Raw genomic sequence first — 20,512 nt, forward strand, 5'->3', positions numbered from 1 at the left:
CAGCCCGCTACATCGGCGGGGGCTCGACGTCACAGGCTCCGCGGCGACGGGCGAGGGCGGCCTGAGTGTCGGGGTGATCCGGGCCGAGAGTCTGTGCATAGCGTTGCAGGGTGTCGCGTTCCAGGTCTTCGGCTTCGGCGGTGCGGTCGGCGGCCAGTAGGTCCAGGGTGTAGTTGACCGCGCACTGCAGGGTGTACGGGTGATTCGCACCGCGGACGCGGCGGACGCGGTCCAGAGTGTCAGCGCCCAGTGCCAAGGCCTCGTCCAATCGGCCGAGGGCGGCCAAGTCGGAAGCCCTTCCGGATTGGGCCGCGAGTGTATAGGGATGATCGGCGGTCAGCCGCCGGGTGAAGATGTCCACGGCCTCCTGATCCAGCGAGAGGGCGTCGGCGGGACGGTCGGCCCGGCGCAATGCGGCCGCGTAGTCGACGGCGCAGGCAGCGGTATAGGGGTGGTCGGGACGAACTGCGGCACAACGGCTGTGCGCTTCCTCGGCGTGGGTCAGTGCGGCGTCGAGGTTCCCGGTCATCCGATAGTCGTTGGCGAGATTGATTCGCGCGGCGATGGACTCGGGGTGGTCGGGGCCGTAGACGCGCACGTGGTCGGTGAGCGCGGCCCGCTGTGTCTCGAGGGCGAGCTGGAATCGGCCGGCCTTGCGGTAGGAGACCGCCAGGTTCTTGCGACCGCGCAGTTGATGCTGCTGCAGCGGGTCCGGTACCAGTTCGGTGAAGGCCCGCATCACCTCTTCCTGGACGGCGACCGATTCGGCGTAGGCGCCGAGTTCGCGATGGTCGCGGGCCACGTTGTTGAGGCAATGCAGGGTGAGAATGGTATCTCCGGACAATTCCGGATCGGCGCGCATTTGTTCATAATTGGCGGCGTCGAGCGTCAGCGCGTCCTCGAAACGACCCAGCATGCGGTACGAAACCGCCAGATTGTGGCGGGCCCGAACGGTTTCCACATGCCCGTCACCGAGCCGCTCGCGCGCCCACAGGTACGCGGATTCGTCGGCGACGGCGGCCTCGGCCCAGTCCCCGGCCATGCGCAACGCGGCGGCCAGCAAGCCGCTGGCCCAGGCGTATTCCTCGGGGAACTCCGCCCGGCGCTGCAGCACACCGGCCCGGGCCGCGGTCGCTTGGGCGCGGGCCTCCTCCCATCGAGCCACCTGCCAGAGCGTGTGTCCCACGACGATGCGGATCCGGACCAGGCCGATGTGCTCCTCGCCCAGCACCGGAAGCCAGCGCTCGATGGCCGCTACCCCCAGGCCGATGGCGGCCGTGCACTCGCCCCGGCTCCGCAAGGCGCCGATAATGTTCCGGATCAGCTCCGGCAGGCGGGCACACGGGTCACCCGGATCCGCGACGCGTGCACACGCCAGTACCCCGGTGTGCGCGGTCTGCTGCCACAACCACAGATACCGGTCCCACCACGCGGGCGCGTCCGCCCGGCGGGGATCGGCGTCACCCAGCAAATGGTGGGTGAGATGCTGATTTTCCGCGATGAAATGCCTCGGCAGAGATTCGCGAATGCCGTGCCAGGCGACCGTGTGCACGATCAATGCCCGGCCTTTGTCGGAGAGCGGGTCGGCGCACAGCTGGGCCACCGAATCGCGGGTCGCGAAATCCAGGACCGCACGGCGGCGATTCTCGATGGTGAGGGCCCGGGCGAGATCCGCCGGCAGGCCCGAGCCCGGCGCTCGCGTGCCGGCCGCAAGCTCAGAAGTCAATACCGCCAGCGGAATCGGCTGACCCGGCGGGAACAGGGTGAGCAGGCGCAACAACGCACCGGCCGCCCACAGATCCGATCCCTGCGGCGCACCGACCAGCGGACGCAGCGAATCACCGTAGATAGCGTGGGTCTGCTTGTAGGTCGACTCGCCCGCGACCACCCGCAACGGGGCCTTGCTCAAGGTTTCCAGCAGGCCTTCATCCACCTCTTCGGTACCGCGAGATCCCCGGCGGGCCAGGGTGTTCAGCAGTACCGGACTGCCGTCGAGCGCGGTGCTGAACCGCCGGGCCAGGTCGGTATCGAGCTGGTCCACGTGCCGGCGCAGGAAGTCCGCACCCTCCTCGGCGGTGAAGGCGCGCACCGGTATGGCTTGCGGCACATCCCAATCGGCCGCCTTCGAGGTGAGCAGCACATGCCCGCGCCCGCGCCACGGAACCACATCCTCGAGCAGCGCCCGTTTACGGGGCAGCGGCAGCTCACCGGCCTTGTCGTGATGGTCGGGAGACACGTTGTCGTAGATGATCAGATAGCGTAAATCAGTGGTGCACAGCGCTTCCACCACATCCAGATGCAGCGTGTCACGGGAACCGGACACCGGGATATCGAGCGGTTCGGCCAGTTTGCACAGTTCCTCGCGAATCCGGGCGCCGTTCTCCCCCGGGATCCAGGCGATCAGATCGTATTGTGAGCGAAAATGATTCGCATACGCGGCGGCCAGCCACGATTTGCCGGTACCAGGCGCACCCGCCAGCACCGCCGCCCGGGAATTCTCCAAACGTGTTCGAATGGCATCGATTTCGGCGTGGCGACCGTAGAACCACTCCGCTTGATGCCGCGGCAGCGATTTCGATCGATACTCCCCGGCCAACTGCCGCCCGGGATACCGCACCGGCGGCCACTGGGCCCGGGCCAAGGTTTCACCGGCCGGCGGGCCGTCCGGCTGACCGAGCGCCGCGAGCACCTTCGCCCGCGCTTGCGCCTCGGGTGAGACCCGCAGGTCTACCGCCGGGATACCGGCCAATTCCGGTGGGACCGTGCCCGAGCCGACGATCACCGCCAGCACCGCACCGGCCTGATCCGCCGCGGCCCACACCTGCCGATCGCGGGCGGCCGCACGCACCAGATGATCGCTGATCACCAGCACGATCACCTGATCCGCCGCCGCTTCCGGCTCGTCGGCATACCCGAACGATCGTAAACGGGCGGGAACCCCGATCTCGGCCGCGACCTGCCGCAGCCATTGCGCCCACACCATGTCCTCGGCGGCATGCACGACCACCGCGGCGGCGGCCGGAATGCGGGGTACCGGAGTCGACATCAGATCGTATGTCCACCTATCGAATTGGCATCGTGCACAGTGACTTTGCGTAACAACCGGACGAAACGCCGACCGGACCGCGTGAGGCGCCCGGAGTCCAGCAGTGTCTCACAGGCCGCGACCGTCTGGGCCGAGAATCCGCGCCCTTCCGGACGTGGCGGCAAACCCTGCCGGTGCACGTCGCGCAGGAGGAATCGCGCCACCGCACAGTGCGCGTACACCCCGTGCAGCAGTGCGCTGGCCGGGCGCGGCTCGGCCCGCCACGGCGAGGGCAGATCCGCCGGGCCGTCCACCGCGATGAGCGGCCGCAACTCCAGCAGCACACCCAGTTTCGAATGCTGGAACTCGTGCAGCAGACCCACCGCGGTGCTCGCCGCGTCGGGTGGCAGCACCATGGCGGCACTGCCGAACGCGTCGACCAGGGTGGAGCTCACATAGGCACCCGGCACTCGGGGGCGCGGCAGAATCGACCGCAATCCGCGCCGCACCGGTTCGGCCAGTTCCGGCACCACCGTCATCAGGCGCGGCAGCGCGACCGCGAAATGCTCCTGCCAGACCTCGAATTCCGTCGAGTCCCACGGGTGCCAGCGCGCGACCGGCGCGACATCCGGCCAGGCCGAGGGGGTGGCCGGCAGGTCGTCGAACTCGACCTCGACCTGGTCGTGCGCGGTGCGAGCGGTCAACTTCCGCAGCGGTGTCCAGCGCCACCCCGCGACAGCCGGTACGCCTCCACTGGTGCGGATACGCGCGGTGCCGGAATTGGACCCGCTCCAGCAGCCCAGCCCGGGCAGCACGACGGAATCCCCCACCACGGGCACGTCGAGACCGAATTCCATCCGTGCGGAGACCGCGGCCGCCGCCGCGAACGACGCCAGGTGCGCCACCTCCGTTTCCGGCCCGGATCCGGTCGCGCAGGCGGCCGCCCAGGCTCCGAACCTCGGATGCGACAGCACCTTCCGGGCCAGCGCGGGGTCGTGGCGCTGCACATCGACCAGCAGCGCGAAACCATCCCGCGCCAGTCGATCCGCCGCGCCAGCGCCCAGGACCCCCGCGAGGAAGGCGAGGTTGCGGCTGAGCTGGGCACGCTCGAGTAGTTCCGCACTGCCCGGTGCGTCGTTCAAGGTGGCGAACGAGTCCAGGCATTCGTCCGAAATGGTCAGGAAGGCAGGGGAATTCGGCGCACGAGGCTCCGGCATGTGCACGTCGGCACCCACGTCACCCTCGATTCCCGGCACTGGTCACGCGCCGCCGCCCCCGCTGAAACCAGCGAAGGTGATACCGACGGCCGCGCGGCGATCCAATGCCAACTCGAAGGCTTCACGCACCACCGGGCAATCCGGCCGCACCAGTGCCTCGAGCGGCCATTCCGACAGGTCCGAAATACCGTGGTCGGCGCTGTCCCTGGTCCGGCACAGCATCCCGAATTTTGTTCGACTCAATCGACCCCCCTCCCTTGCGGGCTCAGCTTCAACATTACCGAACGCAGGGCTCGGGAAACCTCCACAGATACCGATGAGAAGCTCCGCCTGGACAATTCGCTCCGGGCCGCGCTTGCGGCCCTGCGCAGGCGTTCTCGCAGCCCTGTCCCTTCCGCCTGACTGGGAAACAGCGTCACCCCGCCTGAACAACACAGGGCGATACCGACCGCACCCACCAATCCCACCGGCGGGACCAGATTTCCGGTCGCGGCGGCGGCCAGCAGGAGCGCCGCGGCGGGCGCCCGCACCGCCGGTCCCAGGGTCGCGGCCATTCCGGCCATGGTGAACAGTGCCACCGGCCCGGGATCGAAACCGGCCGCCACGAAACCGCGCCAGCACAGCGCACCCACCGCCGCACCGATCACCATCGCCGGCCCGAAGACGCCACCAACTCCCCCGGTTCGCAAGGTGATCGAGGTGGTCACGATCTTGGCCAGCGGCAGGACGGCCAGCAACCACAGCGGGGCGGCCGCGACGGTCGTTGCCGACAGTTGCGCCGCTACCGTGCCATAGCCGGTGCCCAGCGCAGCGGGCACGAAGATTCCGGCGATCCCCACCAGCGCTCCCGCCAGCGCAGCGACCGCTTCGGGAAAGCGGCGCACCCGATTTCGCGCGGCGCCCGCCAGGGTGAAGAGCCCGACATACATCCGGGCCGCCAACGCACCGCACACCCCGACCGCGGCCAGCGCCACAAAGGATCCGGGCGACCACAGCGCACCGAGCGTGGCGTGCCCGAACATCGGTTCGGCGTCGTGCAACGCGATGAAGGTACCGAAGGCCACGAATGCCAGCGGCAGCGCCACTACCGTTGCCCGCCAGTCGATTCCGCGCCGTCGAAGCAATTCACCGGCAAGCAGCGCGCCACCGAGCGGGGCCTGGAACAGCGCGCCCACCCCCACCCCCATGGCAACGGCCACCAGTTGCGATCGGTCGGTCGCCGGGAGCCGAAAAGCCCGGGTGACCGCGCCGCTCAGGGCCGCCGACACCACCGCGACCGGTCCCTCGGTGCCGCCCGAGCCACCGGCTCCCAGGGTTGCGGCGGTACCCGCGAGCTTCCCGGCCGCGGCCCGGGTGGTGAGGTCGCGCAGCTCGCCGGTGCGCGCCGCCGCGATCACCTCGTCGGTGCCCAGTGCCCGCCCGCGCGCCAGCCTGGACAGTCCCACCACCGCGGCCATGACCGCGGCGAGGAGTACCGGCAGCGCCCACCTGGCGTGGCCCGACAGCGGCCCCAGCGGAATCTGTCGCGCCTCGGCGCTGTCGGCGAGTTCGGGCGCCGCCGATTCGAGCAGCAAAGCGGTGGCGACGCCGAGGATGAATTGCAGCGCTGCCGCGCCGAGCCCGGCCGCGACCGAGACCACCAGCGCCGCGGCACCCCAGCGCGCCCAACGCGAAAACCGGCTGCTCGCTTCCTTTTCCAGCGATATGTCCGGCACCGTTTACCCCATGCCGCCGGTACCAGCGACATGGTCGAGGATGCGCAACGCCTCGGCGGGTGCGTCCGGCACCGACGCCAGAATCGATGCGCAGCGCACCGCGAACGCCGGCGGGAAAACACCCGCCGAGACGGTCCGCTCGACCCGGATGACCGTCTCCCGCAGCGCGTCCACCATTTCCTCGGACCACGGACCGGTCGCCTGCGCCGCGGCCCACCGGAACTGGTCCAGCGCCAATTCTTCGAGATCGGGCTCCGGGTAGGCCGAGATGTCGGCGATATCGAGGTAGGCGCGGGCGATCTTGAGCATCAGGACCGCCCCGCGCTCCGCGGTCGGTGCGGCGCGACCGGCATCCAGGTACAGATCGACCGCCTCCCAGCCGTACAGCGGCTCCCCGGCGGCCTCACAGCGCCAGACGCACGCGTCGCCGAGCCGCTCGCCCCAGGCCGCGCCCCGGGGGTCGCCGGGCTCGAGACCGTCGATGGCAGCGCGCAGGACGCGGACACCGTCGATCAGGAAGTCCGCGCCACCGGCAGTCGAATATCGTTGCAGCAGTAGCTCACCCAATTCGGCGGAGAAGGCGGTCACGGCGCTGTCGTCGGAGGTCGTCTCCCGCAGCGCCAGTTTCGCCACCGCGATCGCCTCGTCCAGCACCTCGATGTCCCCCTCGGTATTCCAGCGCGCGCTCAGCAACTCGGTCAGCAGGCGCAGCAGCCCGGCACGCTCCAGACGGCCCTGTGGGATCACGGCCAGCGCCTCGCGCGCGGCGGTCAGCGCCGCCGCCGGATCGCCGTCGGCGGCCGCCGACTCCGCTGCCCGCGCCAGTTCGAGGTATCGCCGTTGCTCCGGGTCGCTGGGCGGATCCGGTGGTGGGGGCGGCAGATTCGGCGCGATCCGGCGCAGCGTCTCCGGGGACAGGTAGGCGAACGACGAGCGGTCACTGTCGGAGTATTCGGACACGGTTGCCTGGAACGTCGTGGCCGGCACGTCGTAGCGGCGCGCAATGAACCGCGACACCTCGTCCAGCACCCGGTTCGCCTCACCGCGCGGAATCGCCTCCCGCAGAATCACTTCCACGCCCGGGCGGAAGCTGAACGCGCGACTTTCCTCGGGCACCGTGTAGGTCGGCACCGTGTCGGTCGTTGCGTCCTCGATCAGGCCGCCCGCGAGCACCTCGGCCAGCACGCTCGGCTTACTGCCCGGCAACACCGCCTGCTGCACCAGCCGCATGATGGGCAGCCGCAGCGGCACCTGCGCCAGACTCACGGCCAGCCGGAACGCATCCGGTGACGAGGCGGCGCGGAAGCGGCGCACCCGATCCAGCGGACGGGGACCGAGTTCGGCATCTTGGCGGGCGCGGCGGCTTGCCCGGTCTCCGGACCGGCGCTTCTCCCAGCGCAGCAGCGGGTATCCGGCCGTGCGGCGCTGCCCGGACAGCAACTGTGCCCAGGGGCCGATCCAGCCGGGCGCCAGTTCCAGAATCGGAATCGGCAGCAGTGCGCTGTCGTCGGGCACCGAGAGACGCAGCGGGGAGGGGCATTCGGCAATCACCGGAGTGATTCGTTCCCGCCCCCATACCAGGCCTGTCCGGCTCCACAGATTGTTAGGCAATGGTTGCGCCACCGCGACCGGTGAGAGCTGAGCCAGCTCGGATAACGCCGCGGCCGTGGTGCCCCACGACCACGCATCACCCAGACAGGAACTGAAGAGCACGATCACCCGGCGCCCGGAAGGATCGCGCAATGCGCTGAGTGGCCGGTCGGCGGGGGCGCGGGCGTTGGCGGAGATACGCAGGGCCCCATCGCCGGATTCGTCCAGATACCAGGTGTCCACGCGGCGGAATCCGGCCGATTCGACAATATTGCGGACCCCGGCCGCCAAACCGCTCCAGGCCGCCATCGAGGGATGCCGATCGAAGACCAGCGCGACGTCACGCTGCCGGAGGAGCGCGGGCCTGGTGAGTGGCCAGCTGACTCCGGTGTGTGCGACGCGGTCCACCGTCGCCTCCTCGTCGAACACCCGCTGTCGCGGCTCCGGGAGACGCCGAGCCAACGGTCGCAGCTCTCCGCGCAACGTCGCAGCGGACGATAAGGGTGCCGGGGCGGAAAGCAGGACCTCCCCCGGGCGGGTGCGGATGTCGCGATGACCGGACAGCGCCGCTGCCACCGGGTCCCTGGGCGTCAGCCCTATCCCGGATTGGATCCCACTATACGGGAGTTCGACCTGTTCCGACGGTGTAGTTGTTTCCGTCGAATCCGGCTGCGGGACAATGGGAACCGGTTGGTCGGCGATATGTTTGGCCAGCCACAATGCCTCGGCGAGTAGTTCACCGTCAGCATCCAAGCCGTGCACGGCGTCGATGAATTCGCCAAGCCCCATCCCGTCTCACCCACCGGAGTCGGTGGGCTGCATGAGGCGTTCGGCCAGCAACTGCCGATCCGCTGGGGTAGCGCTGCCGGTCCGGCTCGCCTGGGTGAGCACATGCAGTGCGATCAGTAACCGGTCGGTGGGCAACGCGCCCAATTCGCCGCGCCGGCGCAGGAAGGTGTCGATCACGTCGCCGTACTCCTCGACCACGTCCTCGCCCAGATGGGCCGCCACCACCCGTTCCAGTTGGGACCGTTCCGGTTTCTCCAGGCGCAGCATCAAACATCGGCGCAGGAATGCCGGCGGGAACTCGCGTTCGCCGTTGCTGGTCATGATCACGACCGGAAAACTGTTGCAGAGCACGGTGCCTTCCCGCACCTCGACCCGTTCCCGGCCTTCGTGGGTGAACACCGTGACCTCCGGGCGATGGCCGCGAATCCGGCGCAACTCGTCGATCTGATATTCGCCGTTCTCGAAAACATGCAACAGATCGTTCGGCAGATCGATGTCGGCCTTGTCGATTTCGTCGATCAGCAACACTCTGGGCTTGCCGTACGGCAACAGCGCGGTACCCAGCGGGCCCAGCGTCAGATAGTCGGCCAGGTCCGGCGCCCCGTTCGAGGCGGCCACCCCCGGCATGTGCGCTTCCTCGAAGCGGCGCAACGCGTCGTAGAGATAGAGACCGTCGCGTACGGTGCTGCGGCTGGTGATCGGCCAGTGCAGCACAGGTCCCAGGGCGAGTTCCCGGGCGATGGCGTAGGCCAGTGCCGACTTGCCGAGCCCCGGCGCGCCCGTCACGAGCAACGGGCGCCGGCACAGCAGCGCCGCGTTGATCACATCGAGGTCGCTGGAACGCAATTGGTGTGCGCCGATCCCGTCGACGCCGAGTTTGCGGCGGATCTGATCCGAGTCCTCCGGTCCGGCCTCGGGGAAAGGCAGCAGCGGCGCACCGGTGAAGGTGCGGGCCGTCATCGGGTCCGGGACCGCCGCCCAGCCGTCCGGGCGGGGTTCGCCCGTTCCTCGAAACACATGCCAGTTCGACACCGTCATACCGCATCCCTCCGAGTCGGCTCCGGCCCCGACAACGGGTACGACCGCACGCTTTCCCCAGGCTTATCGAAGATGCAGATGATTCTCCTCCACAAGCGGTCGCGCGCGTCGGAGATCGCGCTGCTCCGTTGTTCTCGCCAAATCAGGGGGTGCCACTCCTCCGGGGGCACACCGTGCATCCGTTCCAGCAGCGCCTCCCTGAATTCGGTTCCCGGGCAATCGATTCCCGTCGGGTGCGCCGCACATCGGTCGATCCGCCACAGCGTCACCGGCAGGGCGTTGGATTGCGCCGCGGTCAGCACCTCGGCGCTGGGCGGCTCGACCACCGCGATCCCGTCCAGGGCGGCCGGTTCCGGATCGGCGAACAGGTCCTGCAATCCCGGCAGGTCCATCGAACGCGGATCCGCGCATTCCAACCACAGCAACCCCTGTTCGGCGCGCGCACGCAACCGGCGAAAGCGCTGTTCGAGTTCGGCGGACTGCTCGGCGTCCTTCTCCCAGGTATTGCTGCGCCGCAAGCGCATCACAAACCGGCTGAACGGGCGGCCGTCGCGCGGCCGCCGCCACTGGTGCAGCGGCTCCTCCGACAGATAGTTGTCGGGCAAGGCGATCACGAGCTCGACCGCACCGCTGGTGGCACGCAGCAGGGTGTCCAGTTCCGCTTTCAACGCGGCTTTGGCCTGACCGTAATCCGGGCACGGCTCGGACACCTGATACGGATCGATGTCATGGTCGCCGTACTTGCGGAACAGCTCGAACCGAAATGGCGGCGGCTCGGCGCCCACCCACGGAACCTCCTCGGCCCGGATGACGCCGAATACCGTGGTGGTAGCGGGCTGAACCGCGCCCGCACACGGAAATTGATGCCGGAATCCGGCGCGCTGGCGCGGTGGCAACATTTGTTCCGCCAGCGTGCAGAGTTCTTCGGCTATCCCCGAATCCGGTTGCGGCGCAATATTTTGTGCGGTGAGCACACAAAATCGGGCCAGGTCGTAGGCCGGATTCGTGGACTGCGTGCCGAGATATTCCGCGAGATCCCGCAGCACCACGAACCGATCCGCCGGGGGCGGCAGGAAATCTCGGAACAGCAGGTCCACCAACCCGGGTGGCACATCCTGGGCCTGGCCCCGCGGGAGCCGGGCCAGCACACCCAGGATGCGCACCAGCCACCGCCGGACCACCGCATCCCGGCCGGTCAGATGATCCGACCAGGACGAGTCGCCGCCCGGACGGTGGTAGGCGTCATGCGATACCACCAAGTCCTCGTACAACTCCCGGTCGCAGAGCCGGCGCAAGCCGTCCAGCAGCAGCACCACGACACCGCCGGTGGCGTCGCGATTCTCGCTGCCCTTCATGAAGCCCGCCACGCCGCCGTGCCGCACCGAATACACCGGCCCGCCCGACATCCCCGGCACTACCGCGCGATGACCGTCGATGGTGAACCAGCCGCCCTCGTGGACGTGCCGCACCCGATACCCGGCGTGCGGTTCGCCGGGCGCCCTGGCCTCCGGTGCACGGTAGATCTCCAGGAATTCCTCCTGGAAGATCCCGTTCATGGCGCAGGCGATCAATTCATCGCCCAAAGTCATTACCGGCTCGGCAAGCAGGACACAGGGCGCCGCCACCCGATCAGGCTCCTCGAGCCGCAGCACCGCCAGATCATCGAAACTCCAGTCGCCTCTGCCGCTGCGCGGCCCGCTGAAGCGTGCGACCACCCGCGCCGACGCCGCATCCAGATCGGCGCCGAATCCGAGAAAGCATCGGGTATCCACCGCATCGGCCACATGCCCTGCGGTGACCACATATTCCGGCGCCACCCGGAACGCCGTACCGATCGCCCGGGTCGCCCGCGCGTCCTCGTACACGATGGCGGTGGCATCGAGCAGGAATCCGTCTATGCCGGAATCGGGCACCTGGAATCGCCCCTCAGTCCTCGGAATCCCATTCCAACTTGACCTTCACGGCCGCTTTGACCCCGCCCTTGGCGAGCACCGCCACCACCGCACCGGTGTCGAAGGCCAGCTCCAGACCGAACTCGACGGACACCCGATCGGCTTTCATTCCGACCAGCCCGTCTTTGACCGTGCCGGCGACACTGCGCACCGTCGCACTGAGATTCTCCAGCCGCAGCCCCTCGCGCAACGACTCATCGCCGTTGCCCCGACGGCGGCGCAACGACACATCGGTGCCCGAAATGTCCTCATCGGCATCGATTTGCGCGAGAATTACCGTGCCGTCCGGCATTTCGATTCGTTCGATGGCCACGCCCACCCCCATGGAATCCGATTCTCTCGCCCACCGAGACGCCCCGCCGGGTTCTAGGTGCCCAGCCTACCCAGATCTCCGTGTGCAGCACAGACATTCGAAAAGATCATCAGTCCAGCAACGCGATCGCGGTGGGCGTCGGCGACCGTCTCGGCCAGCTCCTCGAATTCGACGATGTTGCCGACTCATAAACGAATGTTCAGGGTGGCTGAACCTGCGCGCAGCAGAGTTCGTGGGCTCAGCACGATGGGCAGGATGAGGGGGGTCGGGTCGAAGTGGGCGACCCTTCGGCGCACCTTGTCCCCGTCGAGGGTGATGCGGTCGACGGCGATCCATTCCACAGTCCGACGACCGATCGTGGCGCGCAACCTCACCTCGATGAACAGGACGTCATCGCGATAGGCCCAGCTGAGCACCTCACCGCGCAGGTCCGGAACGATCGCGAAGGTGCGAGACAGCCAGCGGGCGACCTGCACGTGGCCGACGACTTTGCGACTGAGCGGCTGAACGAGCTCCACGTCGGCGTGAACCAGGGTGAGGAGCCGTTCGGGAGTCGGGTCTGCCCAGGCGTCGGTGAAGTGTTTGACGAATGTCTGTACAGGCAAGGCGATTTCGTTCGGCATGATCCGTATCGTTGCCGACATGGCCTCGCCGGTGCTGTCAGAAACGTGCCATCCGACTCAGCCGTTGGTCGTGTGGTTGCGGCTAGGGCATGTGGTGAGCCTGGGCCCGTCGATGGAGCTGGACGCCCATTCCAGCGCGCTGGCCTGTCTCGGGGTCGGGGTGGACGGGCCGTTCACCGTTCGGCCGGACGAGCATCCGGATATCACCACACGCAGCTTCCTGTTTCGGGCACGCAAGCGGCACAAGGTAGTCCAGAGCGCCGGCCGCCTGCTGTTCTGCTACTTCGACCCGACCGCCACGGCGATGGCGCGCAGTCTCGGGGGCATGCGTCGCACCGTCCACGGTTGCGCGGTCGATCACCACCGGGAAGCGGAGCTCATCGCGCTGTGCGACCGCCCCGACCTCGACGTCGACCGCGTGCTGGAGCTGGCGAGCGTTCCCGCGGCCACGACCCGCGACCGACGGATAGCCAAGGCGGCGAGCATTATTCGCGCCGACCCTGCCGCTCCGCATCGAGCGGCGAAGCTCGCCGCCGAGGTGGGTTTGTCGCAGTCCTACTTTCTGCGCCTGTTCGCCGAGCAGACCGGAACCAGTTTCCGGCGCTACATCCAATGGGCGCGCATGCTGCGAGCCGCCCAGGGACACATATCCGGGTACGACGGCACCAGATGCGCCGCCGATGCCGGATTCGCCACACCCTCACACTTCACCGACACTTTCCATCGAATGTTCGGATTCACCCCCTCCACCCTGGCGAGCAGGGGCGCACAACTGCATATCGAGCAGGAGTGACGCCTCCGCCGCGGATGTGGTCGGCTGGATTTCGCATGTCCGCGCGGTAATGGTCGTCCGATCGGTTGACCCGGGCATCGGCCGGACGGTTCGCAGAACCAGCCGGTGCGCCGATTCGCGGTGGGCCACCGATCCGCAGCATGGGAACCGTAAGTCCTTTCGACGAACGGAGCAGCGGATATGAACATCTCGAGGCGGCGGGCGCGGCCCTTCCACTACGGCGTCGCGCTGCTGACCGGCGCATTGCTGGTAGCCGGCTGTACAGCCGGAACCGATTCGACGGCGGCACCGGTCACGACGCCCGACAGCACCAGGGCCGTCGGCGTGCCCGTGGGAGAGGTGAACGGTGCGTTGCTGTCCGCCGCGGCAGCCGGAGATGCCGACGCTGTGGGCGCCGCGCTGACGCAGGGAGCCCAGGTCGACACCCGGGACAGTGCGGGTCGCACCCCGCTGATGAACGCGGTGTTGGACGACAACCTCGCTGTGGCTCGCGTCCTGCTGGAATTCGGCGCCGACCCCGACGCGCAGGACAACCGCGGCGAAAGTCCCTGGGTGAATACCGGGGTCACCGGCAGCGTCGCCATGATGGAAGCGCTGTTGCCCGCGCAGCCGGATCTGTCGTTGCGTAATCGCTTCGGGGGCAACGCCCTCATTCCCGCAGCGGAGAAGGGGCACTTCGATTACGTCCGGGAAGTGCTGCGGCAGACCGACATCGACATCGATCACGTCAACGACCTCGGCTGGACTGCACTGCTCGAGGCCGTCTACTACGGCGACGGCAGCACCGTCTATCGCGATATCGTCCGCACGCTGGTGGACAACGGCGCCGATGTCTCCATCCGCGACGCCGACGGCCACACCGCCTATGACCATGCCGTCCGGCGCGGCTTTTCCGAGATAGCCGATGTGCTACAGCCGGGCTGAGCGGGTCCGGCCCCAGCAGTACGCGCTATCTCAGACCGAAGGCCGGACTGGTACGAGTTCGATTGCAACGCAATGCTTTCGGTAACGGAGGACGCCGGACACTCGATGCTCTCACCGAGGTCATGTCCATGACCGGATCCACTACGAGAAGATCGGTTTCCAATGATTCGAGTCAATCGCTCCCTCGTCGCCGGTGCACTGCTGGGCGGTGCGGTACTGATGTCCGTCGCTCCCGCACAGGCGCACGCCCCCGTCGAACCTCAGGCGACCGAGACGCAAGCGATCGGCAACAGCGGGATCGCCAGCGGCTCGGCCGACCTGAACAACTTCTTCTGCGGCACGATCTGGCGGCCGGTCTGCTTCCCCAACGGGCTGCCATCCTGACCTCGTCGAACGCCGCGGAATCACCGGTTCCATGCGGGCATGAGCTCCCGACATGGGGCGCGTTGGCACAGATCAACTGACTGAAGTACCGTGCCGTCACATGAGCGAAGACCTCCTGGGTAAGAGTGCACTGGTCAGCGGCGCGAGCCGGGGTATCGGTAAGGCGGTGGCGGCGGAGTTGCTGCGGCGTGGGGCGAATGTGCTGATCACGGCCCGTAAGCCGGAGCCGCTGGAGCAGGCGGCCGGAGAGCTGCGGGAGCTCGGCTACAAGGGGCAGGTCAGCGCCCTGGCGGGGAACTCCGGGGATGCGGAGAGCCGGACCGCGGCGGTGCAGCGGGTGGTGGCCGAATTCGGGTCGCTCGATATTTTGATCAACAACACCGGCATCAATCCCGTCTACGGCTCGCTGATGGAGGCGGACCTGGATGCCGTGCGCAAGATTTTCGACGTGAATGTCGTTGCGGCGCTGGGTTATGTGCAGGAGGCGTACAAGGCGTGGATGGGTGAGCACGGCGGGGCGGTGGTGAATGTCGCCAGCGTGGCCGGTATTCGCTCGACCGGTGTGATCGCTGCTTACGGTGCGTCCAAGGCCGCGCTGATCCGGCTCACCGATGAGCTCGCCTGGCAGCTGGGGCCCAAGATTCGGGTGAACGCGGTCGCGCCGGGCGTCATCAAGACCAAGTTCGCCGATGCGCTGTACTCGGCCGATGAGGAGAAGGCGGCCAGCATCTACCCGATGAAGCGACTCGGCACCCCGGAGGATGTGGCGCGGCTGATCGCGTTCCTGGTCTCCGAGGAGTCCGCCTGGATTACCGGCGAGACCATTCGCGTCGACGGCGGACTGCTGTCCACCGGCGGTCTCTGAGCGAACTAGGCTCGCGCCCGTGACCGTCGACATCGTGGTGTGCGGGCTCGGGCCGGCCGGGCGGGCCTTGGCGCATCGCGGTCTGGCGCACGGGCTGTCGGTGACGGTGGTCGATCCAGCGCCGGAGCGGCGGTGGACGGCCACCTATGCGGCGTGGCTGGACGAGCTGCCGGGATGGTTGGATCCCACGGTGGTGGCGGCGGCAGTCGACAGGCCCGTGGCCTGGGGAACGCGCCGTCACGAACTGGGCCGGACGTACACGGTCCTCGACACCGCGAAGCTCCAGGAATCGCTGGATATAACCGGGGCACAGGTTATTTCGGATCGCGCGACTGACATCGACCGGAACTCTGTGACGCTGGCGTCCGGCGCGACAATTACCGCAGAGCGGGTGATCGATGCTCGGGGGCTCGCCCGATCCCCGGAGCGAGCCGAGCAGACCGCCTATGGCGTGATCGTCGACGAGCAGCGCGCAGCTGGGCTCGAACCGTTGTTCATGGATTGGCGGACCGACAACGGCGCGAATCCTGATGCGCCACGGTCGTTTCTCTACGCGGTGCCGCTCGGCGGTGGCGCGATGCTGCTCGAGGAAACCTGTCTGGCCGGACGCCCGGCCCTGGATTCGACCGAGTTACGCACCCGGTTGCAGCATCGGTTGCGTTCGCGCGGAATCGAACTCGACGGTACCGAGCCGGTCGAGCGGGTCCGATTCCCGGTCGAAGGCGGCCGTCCCGGACGCGGCAGGTTCGGGGCCGCGGGCGGATTCACCCATCCCGCAACGGGATACAGCGTCGCGGCGTCGCTCGCCGCGGCGGATGCCGTAGCGGCGGGCGCATCCCCGTGGCCGCGGTCCGGCCGCGCCGTCCACAAACTGCGGTCCGCCGGGCTGCGGGCGCTACTCGCCCTGCCGCCCAACGATATTCCGCTCTTCTTCGACGCCTTCTTCACGCTCCACCCGCACTCACAGCGGGCCTACCTGTCCGGGCGTACCGACTTGCCGGGCACCGCGGCCGCGATGACCGCGTTGTTCGCCGCGCTCCCGATGCGCCTGCGCCACACCCTCGCGACGGCGGTCCTCCCCCGCCGTTAACGGAACATCAGGGCGAGCGCGGTATCGGTGTGCCGGTAGCGCAGGTATTTGTCGACGACCGCCTCGGCGACAACATCGGTCGCGGTCGCGACGGTGACCACCAGGAAGTTCTTCTTGGCCTCGGTCTTCCACTTGCCCTGGGCATAGTCCGGCACATAGGAGCCGGGGCGCAGGCGCAGATCCTTGCCGGTGAACTTGTCCTGCACGGCCGTCGCGGTCTGCTCGTCGGGCATCGTCAGCACGAACTGGGTGAGCATCAAACCGCCGTTCTCGCTGCGGTAGACCAACTCCGAGGCGTACTGGCACCCGAGCGCGGTGAGCTTCGTGTCGCGCTCGATATCGCGGCAGCTGTCGTAGTCGCGTCCGTCGACCCATTCGGCGTGCAGCTCGACGCTCCCGAACTTGAAATTCCAGGTGTCCATACCGAATTCGGTGTAGCTGAAGCGATCACCGGGCTTGACGGGAACCTGCTGGGTGGGGCTGGGCGCATTAGGTGCCAACGACACCGAACTCGTTGCGCCGGAGGCCTCTTCCGTGGTCGACCCGTTGTCCCGGAACAGGAAGAACGCGCTACCCGCCGTCAGCACAAGCAACGCGACTAGACTCAGCGCGACGAGGCGGCCGGGCCCCCGCCGCGAATTGTCCTCTAGCGCAGGAACTTCCACAGCTGAGGTTTGCAGATCAGTCGGTGCGGCGGCGAAATCGGCCCACCCCAGAACCCCCGAATTCTTCGGCGCCTCAGGAACTTTCGCTACCTCGTCCGGCCAGGACACCCACTCGGGTTCCTGCCCCCACCGGTCCGGGTCCCGCTGCGGGTAGGGTCCGCCACCGAACCCAGGCGGATACGTCATCGCTGTCCTTCCTCCACCACCGACGTCCGTCCCATCCACGCGGGCGCGCCTTGGCTGGCTACGACCCTACCGGTCGGGTACCGATCCGCGACGCGCGGAAGTCCGTTTCGCTCGCGTATTCGAATTGCTTCCGCCATCATGGAGAGATGCGAGCTATTTGGAAGGGCTCGATCGCGTTCGGGCTGGTCAACGTCCCGGTCAAGGTGTACACCGCCACCGAGGACCATGACATCCGGTTCCACCAGGTGCACGCCAAAGACGGCGGGCGCATCAAATATGACCGGGTATGCACGGTCTGCGGGAAATCCGTGCAATACGCCGACATCGACAAGGCCTATGAATCGCCCGAGGGCGAAAAGGTCATGTTGACCGACGAGGATTTCGCGAAACTTCCCGCCGCGGAGAAACACGAGATTCCGGTCCTGCAGTTCGTGCCCTCCGAACAGATCGACCCGGTCCTGTTCGAGAAGAGCTACTACCTGGAGCCGGATTCGAATACGCCCAAGGCGTACGTGTTGCTGGCCACGACGCTCGAACAGATCGACCGGACCGCGCTCGTGCACTTCACGCTGCGGCAGAAAACCAGGCTGGCGGCGCTGCGGGTGCGCGACGGCGTGCTGGTGCTGCAGACGCTGCTGTGGCCGGACGAGGTGCGCGCCGTCGAATTCGAATCGCTCGAGGATGCCGCCGAACCGCGACCGCAGGAAATCAAGATGGCCGAAACGCTGGTCGCCACCATGTCCGACGATTTCGATCCCGATCTCTACAAGGACGAATATCAGATCGAACTGAAGCGGCTGCTCGACGAGGCCATTGCCAGCGGCACCGGCAAGGTGCAGAGCCAGCCCGAAGCGGCGCCCGCGGAAATGGATGCCGAGGTCGTCGACCTGGTCGCCGCGTTGCAGCGCAGCCTGGAAGCCAGTGGCCGCCGTTCGGCCTCCGGTAACGGCGCGGAGAAGAAACCCGCCAAGAAGGCGCCGGCGAAGAAAGCCGCCGCGAAGGCGACCAAGTCCACCGCCAAGGCCGCCGACAAGCCGGCCAAGAAGACAGCGAAGAAGGCCGCGGCCCGCAAGGGGGCGTGAGCAAACACGCATTACCCGCCTGGAGCGGCGCGACCACGGTTGCGCGCGCTGCTGGCAAACTGGCGGCATGGACTCCGCCATAGCGATCGTCCCGATGGGCCTTGGTCACCTACGCCAAGTGCTCGACCTCGGGCACGAGGTTTTCGACACCACCGCCAAGCCCTACACCTCGTGGTCGCTGACCAGCGTCGCCGAACATCTCGACAGCCACGACAACGCCTGCTGGGTCGCCCTCGACTCCGATCGCGTGGTCGGATTCGTCCTCGGTTCGATGGAATTCGAGCTGCGCGACGACTGGGGCTACCTGGAGTGGATCGCGGTCGCACCGGACATGCAGGGCCGGGGTCTCGCCCGCCGCCTGGTCGACGTCTGTTCGGCCGCCTTGTTCGCCGCCGGGGCCCGCCGCATCGTCACCGACGTCGAGGAGCGCAACGCCGCCTCCGCCGCCCTGATGACCCGCAGCGGCTTCACCGCCGCCGCCACCGTCACCCTGTTCGTCCGCCCGAATCCCGATGAGCCCCAGGAAGTCTCGGAGGACGAAGCGCTGCCGCCGATCGCCCCCGGCACCAAACGGGCCCTGATCCGCCGCGGCCGCCTGGCCGGGGAAGGCCGCGGCAGCATCCGCTGACGGTCAGCGCATGGCGGGGGTCAGCCTTCCTCGGCGCGGGCGCGTCCCTCTTCGAAGAACGCCAGCAAGCTCGACGCCGTTCGCAGTTCCTCGCGCGGGCGCAGCGCACCGAACGGGGCGTTCCAGAACTCGCCGGTGCGCGGGGTCCAGGGACCGACGTAGGCGTAGGGGGCGGGGTGGCCCGCGTCGCCCGGGGAGACGCCGAAGTTCACCTCGGCCCGGCTGCTGGCCAGGTCGAAGTGCTCGGGCCACAGGACCGGGGTGACGTCGGGTGCCAGGCAGCGGAGCGCCGCGTCGCCGGTGGCGAACCAGTCCCCGATGATGGCGGCGGCCTCCGGATCGACGTGGACCTCGTCGTCGAGTTGCCGGCCGGTGGTGTCGGCGTACAACCCTTCCGGTGCGCCCGGCCCGATCCCGGCGGCCTTCGCGATCTGGTTGTAGGTGCCCTCCAACGGCACTCGGCCCCCGCCCGGGCCCACGAGGCCGGTCCCCAGTACCGACACCGCCAGTTTGGCGCCGCCGAATCCGCCGAGCACCACCCGTAGCCGGATGGTCCCGAACTCGCGATACTGCGGTCCCGCGATCAGCAGCTCCGCGATCCCGTGCAGCGACTCCCTGGTCTCCCGGTACTTTGCCTCGTCCACACCGCAAATCATCTCCGGTACGGACGTCCGATACACCCGTTTCGGCTCAGGTCCGCAATTTATTCAACCAATTGGTTGACCAATGCCGCGGACCCCGGCATACTCAACCATGTGGTTGAACATGAATCCGAGCGGCTGGACGCCCTGTTCCACGCCCTGTCGCATCCGACCCGGCGCGGCATGCTCCGGCAGCTCGCCGAGCACGAATGCAGCGTGGGCGAGCTGGCCGAGCCGTACGCGATGACCTTCGCGGGCGCCTCCAAGCACGTGCAGGTGCTGGAGCGGGCCGGGCTGGTGCGCCGCAGTGTGCAAGGCCGGATTCATCTCTGCCGCCTCGATCCCGCCCCGATCCGGGCGGGTGCCGAATGGATGCGCTACTACGAGCGCTTCTGGACCGAGCGGCTCGATCGCTTGGAAGAACTCCTGCGAAAAGAGGACGAAGCATGACCGCACAACAGATTTCCGACTACGGCACAGTGACCGAACCCGGCGCGGTGCGTCTGGAGCGCCTGCTGCCCGGCCCGATCGACCGAGTCTGGCGCTACGTCACCGACGCCGAACTGCGCCGCTCCTGGCTGGCCGCCGGCGATATGGAACTCCAGGACGGCGGCAGCGCCGAATTGATCTGGCGCAACGCGGAATTGACCGGACCCGAGGACCCGGCGCCGAAGGAGCACGCCGGTGAGCACCGCGAGCACGGCACGGTGCTGTCCTGCGATCCGCCGCGCCTGCTCGCCTTCACCTGGAGCAACGGCTCGATCATCACGATCACGCTGACACCGGTCGAGGACCGCGTGCACCTGGAGCTGACCCACAGCAAGCTGCCCGATCGCGCGGAGATGGTGGGCGTCTCCTCCGGCTGGCACTGCCACCTGGATCTGCTGGCCTCCCGGCTGGCCGAGCGCACCCCGGATCCGTTCTGGGCCAAGATGGATCGGCTGCAGGCCGAGTACGCCGAACGTATTCCCGAGTAGTCCCGAATGCGCCGA

Annotated in this window: 20 protein-coding genes; 9 read left to right on the forward strand and 11 right to left on the reverse strand. The window is 68.0% G+C overall.

The features are described 5' to 3' along the window. Positions 1-7: 7 nt before the first annotated feature. The 9 genes from fxsT to IBX22_RS03415 all read right to left on the reverse strand — a co-directional run bounded on the left by fxsT (position 8) and on the right by IBX22_RS03415 (position 12,262). Positions 8-3,046 carry an FxSxx-COOH system tetratricopeptide repeat protein gene (fxsT, locus tag IBX22_RS03375; RefSeq protein ID WP_194813906.1) on the reverse strand — a complete coding sequence of 1,013 codons (3,039 nt, stop codon included), beginning with the start codon at positions 3,044-3,046 and terminating at the stop codon, positions 8-10. After that, entirely contained in the window at positions 3,046-4,242 is a 1,197-nt protein-coding gene (locus tag IBX22_RS03380; RefSeq protein WP_194813907.1) for an HEXXH motif-containing putative peptide modification protein, read from the reverse strand. Before IBX22_RS03380 ends, fxsT begins: the two co-directional genes overlap by 1 nt. A 42-nt stretch (positions 4,243-4,284) precedes the next feature. Then, positions 4,285-4,485 (reverse strand): hypothetical protein, encoded by a 201-nt coding sequence (locus IBX22_RS03385; RefSeq protein WP_194813908.1) that lies wholly within the window; start codon positions 4,483-4,485, stop codon positions 4,285-4,287. Next, positions 4,482-5,957: a chloride channel protein gene (locus IBX22_RS03390; RefSeq protein ID WP_194813909.1), complete on the reverse strand. Its 1,476-nt coding sequence runs from the start codon at positions 5,955-5,957 to the stop codon at positions 4,482-4,484. Before IBX22_RS03390 ends, IBX22_RS03385 begins: the two co-directional genes overlap by 4 nt. 3 nt (positions 5,958-5,960) lie before the next feature. Then, on the reverse strand, positions 5,961-8,336 hold the full coding sequence (locus tag IBX22_RS03395) for an SAV_2336 N-terminal domain-related protein (protein WP_194813910.1): 2,376 nt from the start codon (positions 8,334-8,336) through the stop codon (positions 5,961-5,963). 6 nt (positions 8,337-8,342) lie between these two features. Then, entirely contained in the window at positions 8,343-9,374 is a 1,032-nt protein-coding gene (locus IBX22_RS03400) for a MoxR family ATPase (RefSeq protein ID WP_194813911.1), read from the reverse strand. Continuing rightward, complete coding sequence (locus IBX22_RS38200; RefSeq protein ID WP_194813912.1) at positions 9,371-11,287, reverse strand: serine protease; 1,917 nt, start codon at positions 11,285-11,287, stop codon at positions 9,371-9,373. The genes IBX22_RS03400 and IBX22_RS38200 overlap by 4 nt, the downstream gene beginning before the upstream one ends. Positions 11,288-11,300: 13 nt before the next feature. Then, positions 11,301-11,639, reverse strand: a complete 339-nt coding sequence (locus IBX22_RS03410) for a CU044_2847 family protein (protein WP_194813913.1) — start codon at positions 11,637-11,639, stop codon at positions 11,301-11,303. Between the two features lie 185 nt (positions 11,640-11,824). Further along, positions 11,825-12,262: a nuclear transport factor 2 family protein gene (locus IBX22_RS03415; protein WP_194813914.1), complete on the reverse strand. Its 438-nt coding sequence runs from the start codon at positions 12,260-12,262 to the stop codon at positions 11,825-11,827. Here IBX22_RS03415 and IBX22_RS03420 point away from each other — a divergent pair. The 5 genes from IBX22_RS03420 to IBX22_RS03440 all read left to right on the forward strand — a co-directional run bounded on the left by IBX22_RS03420 (position 12,261) and on the right by IBX22_RS03440 (position 16,318). After that, positions 12,261-13,055 carry an AraC family transcriptional regulator gene (locus IBX22_RS03420; protein ID WP_228538159.1) on the forward strand — a complete coding sequence of 265 codons (795 nt, stop codon included), beginning with the start codon at positions 12,261-12,263 and terminating at the stop codon, positions 13,053-13,055. The genes IBX22_RS03415 and IBX22_RS03420 overlap by 2 nt on opposite strands. Before the next feature lie 180 nt (positions 13,056-13,235). Continuing rightward, positions 13,236-13,979, forward strand: a complete 744-nt coding sequence (locus tag IBX22_RS03425) for an ankyrin repeat domain-containing protein (protein ID WP_228538160.1) — start codon at positions 13,236-13,238, stop codon at positions 13,977-13,979. A gap of 162 nt (positions 13,980-14,141) precedes the next feature. Beyond that, entirely contained in the window at positions 14,142-14,363 is a 222-nt protein-coding gene (locus IBX22_RS03430; protein ID WP_194813915.1) for a hypothetical protein, read from the forward strand. Positions 14,364-14,463: 100 nt separating this feature from the next. Beyond that, entirely contained in the window at positions 14,464-15,228 is a 765-nt protein-coding gene (locus IBX22_RS03435) for an SDR family oxidoreductase (RefSeq protein WP_194813916.1), read from the forward strand. A gap of 19 nt (positions 15,229-15,247) precedes the next feature. Continuing rightward, a complete protein-coding gene (locus IBX22_RS03440; RefSeq protein WP_309234404.1) occupies positions 15,248-16,318 on the forward strand; it encodes a lycopene cyclase family protein in 1,071 nt (356 codons plus the stop codon). Here IBX22_RS03440 and IBX22_RS03445 read toward each other — a convergent pair. After that, positions 16,315-17,169 (reverse strand): hypothetical protein, encoded by an 855-nt coding sequence (locus tag IBX22_RS03445; RefSeq protein ID WP_194813917.1) that lies wholly within the window; start codon positions 17,167-17,169, stop codon positions 16,315-16,317. The genes IBX22_RS03440 and IBX22_RS03445 overlap by 4 nt on opposite strands. A gap of 146 nt (positions 17,170-17,315) precedes the next feature. Between IBX22_RS03445 and IBX22_RS03450 the strand changes: the two genes are divergently transcribed. Together IBX22_RS03450 and IBX22_RS03455 are read left to right on the forward strand one after the other, a co-directional pair. Next, the gene (locus IBX22_RS03450; RefSeq protein ID WP_194813918.1) at positions 17,316-18,251 is read left to right on the forward strand and encodes a Ku protein; all 936 of its coding nucleotides are present in this window, start codon (positions 17,316-17,318) and stop codon (positions 18,249-18,251) included. Between the two features lie 67 nt (positions 18,252-18,318). Beyond that, complete coding sequence (locus IBX22_RS03455; protein ID WP_194813919.1) at positions 18,319-18,879, forward strand: GNAT family N-acetyltransferase; 561 nt, start codon at positions 18,319-18,321, stop codon at positions 18,877-18,879. A gap of 20 nt (positions 18,880-18,899) precedes the next feature. On the opposite strand, the gene IBX22_RS03460 is transcribed toward IBX22_RS03455, so the two are convergent. Continuing rightward, a complete protein-coding gene (locus tag IBX22_RS03460; RefSeq protein WP_309234405.1) occupies positions 18,900-19,523 on the reverse strand; it encodes a hypothetical protein in 624 nt (207 codons plus the stop codon). 111 nt (positions 19,524-19,634) lie between these two features. Between IBX22_RS03460 and IBX22_RS03465 the strand changes: the two genes are divergently transcribed. Beyond that, complete coding sequence (locus tag IBX22_RS03465; RefSeq protein WP_194813921.1) at positions 19,635-19,970, forward strand: helix-turn-helix transcriptional regulator; 336 nt, start codon at positions 19,635-19,637, stop codon at positions 19,968-19,970. Further along, on the forward strand, positions 19,967-20,497 hold the full coding sequence (locus IBX22_RS03470) for an SRPBCC family protein (protein WP_194813922.1): 531 nt from the start codon (positions 19,967-19,969) through the stop codon (positions 20,495-20,497). Before IBX22_RS03465 ends, IBX22_RS03470 begins: the two co-directional genes overlap by 4 nt. The last annotated feature ends 15 nt before the right edge of the window (positions 20,498-20,512 follow it).

This window comes from Nocardia sp. XZ_19_385, from assembly GCF_015355755.1.
Classification (GTDB): Bacteria; Actinomycetota; Actinomycetes; order Mycobacteriales; family Mycobacteriaceae; genus Nocardia.

Bases quoted from the DNA above. Each gene is read 5' to 3' on its own strand.
- IBX22_RS03395 (WP_194813910.1), bottom strand. From the start codon at position 8,336: ATGGGGCTTGGCGAATTCATCGACGCCGTGCACGGCTTGGATGCTGAC.
- fxsT (WP_194813906.1), bottom strand. From the start codon at position 3,046: ATGTCGACTCCGGTACCCCGCATTCCGGCCGCCGCCGCGGTGGTCGTG.
- IBX22_RS03435 (WP_194813916.1), top strand. From the start codon at position 14,464: ATGAGCGAAGACCTCCTGGGTAAGAGTGCACTGGTCAGCGGCGCGAGC.
- IBX22_RS03430 (WP_194813915.1), top strand. From the start codon at position 14,142: ATGATTCGAGTCAATCGCTCCCTCGTCGCCGGTGCACTGCTGGGCGGT.
- IBX22_RS03455 (WP_194813919.1), top strand. From the start codon at position 18,319: ATGGACTCCGCCATAGCGATCGTCCCGATGGGCCTTGGTCACCTACGC.
- IBX22_RS03470 (WP_194813922.1), top strand. From the start codon at position 19,967: ATGACCGCACAACAGATTTCCGACTACGGCACAGTGACCGAACCCGGC.
- IBX22_RS03400 (WP_194813911.1), bottom strand. From the start codon at position 9,374: ATGACGGTGTCGAACTGGCATGTGTTTCGAGGAACGGGCGAACCCCGC.
- IBX22_RS03425 (WP_228538160.1), top strand. From the start codon at position 13,236: ATGAACATCTCGAGGCGGCGGGCGCGGCCCTTCCACTACGGCGTCGCG.
- IBX22_RS03415 (WP_194813914.1), bottom strand. From the start codon at position 12,262: ATGCCGAACGAAATCGCCTTGCCTGTACAGACATTCGTCAAACACTTC.
- IBX22_RS03420 (WP_228538159.1), top strand. From the start codon at position 12,261: ATGATCCGTATCGTTGCCGACATGGCCTCGCCGGTGCTGTCAGAAACG.
- IBX22_RS03445 (WP_194813917.1), bottom strand. From the start codon at position 17,169: ATGACGTATCCGCCTGGGTTCGGTGGCGGACCCTACCCGCAGCGGGAC.
- IBX22_RS03380 (WP_194813907.1), bottom strand. From the start codon at position 4,242: ATGCCGGAGCCTCGTGCGCCGAATTCCCCTGCCTTCCTGACCATTTCG.
- IBX22_RS03450 (WP_194813918.1), top strand. From the start codon at position 17,316: ATGCGAGCTATTTGGAAGGGCTCGATCGCGTTCGGGCTGGTCAACGTC.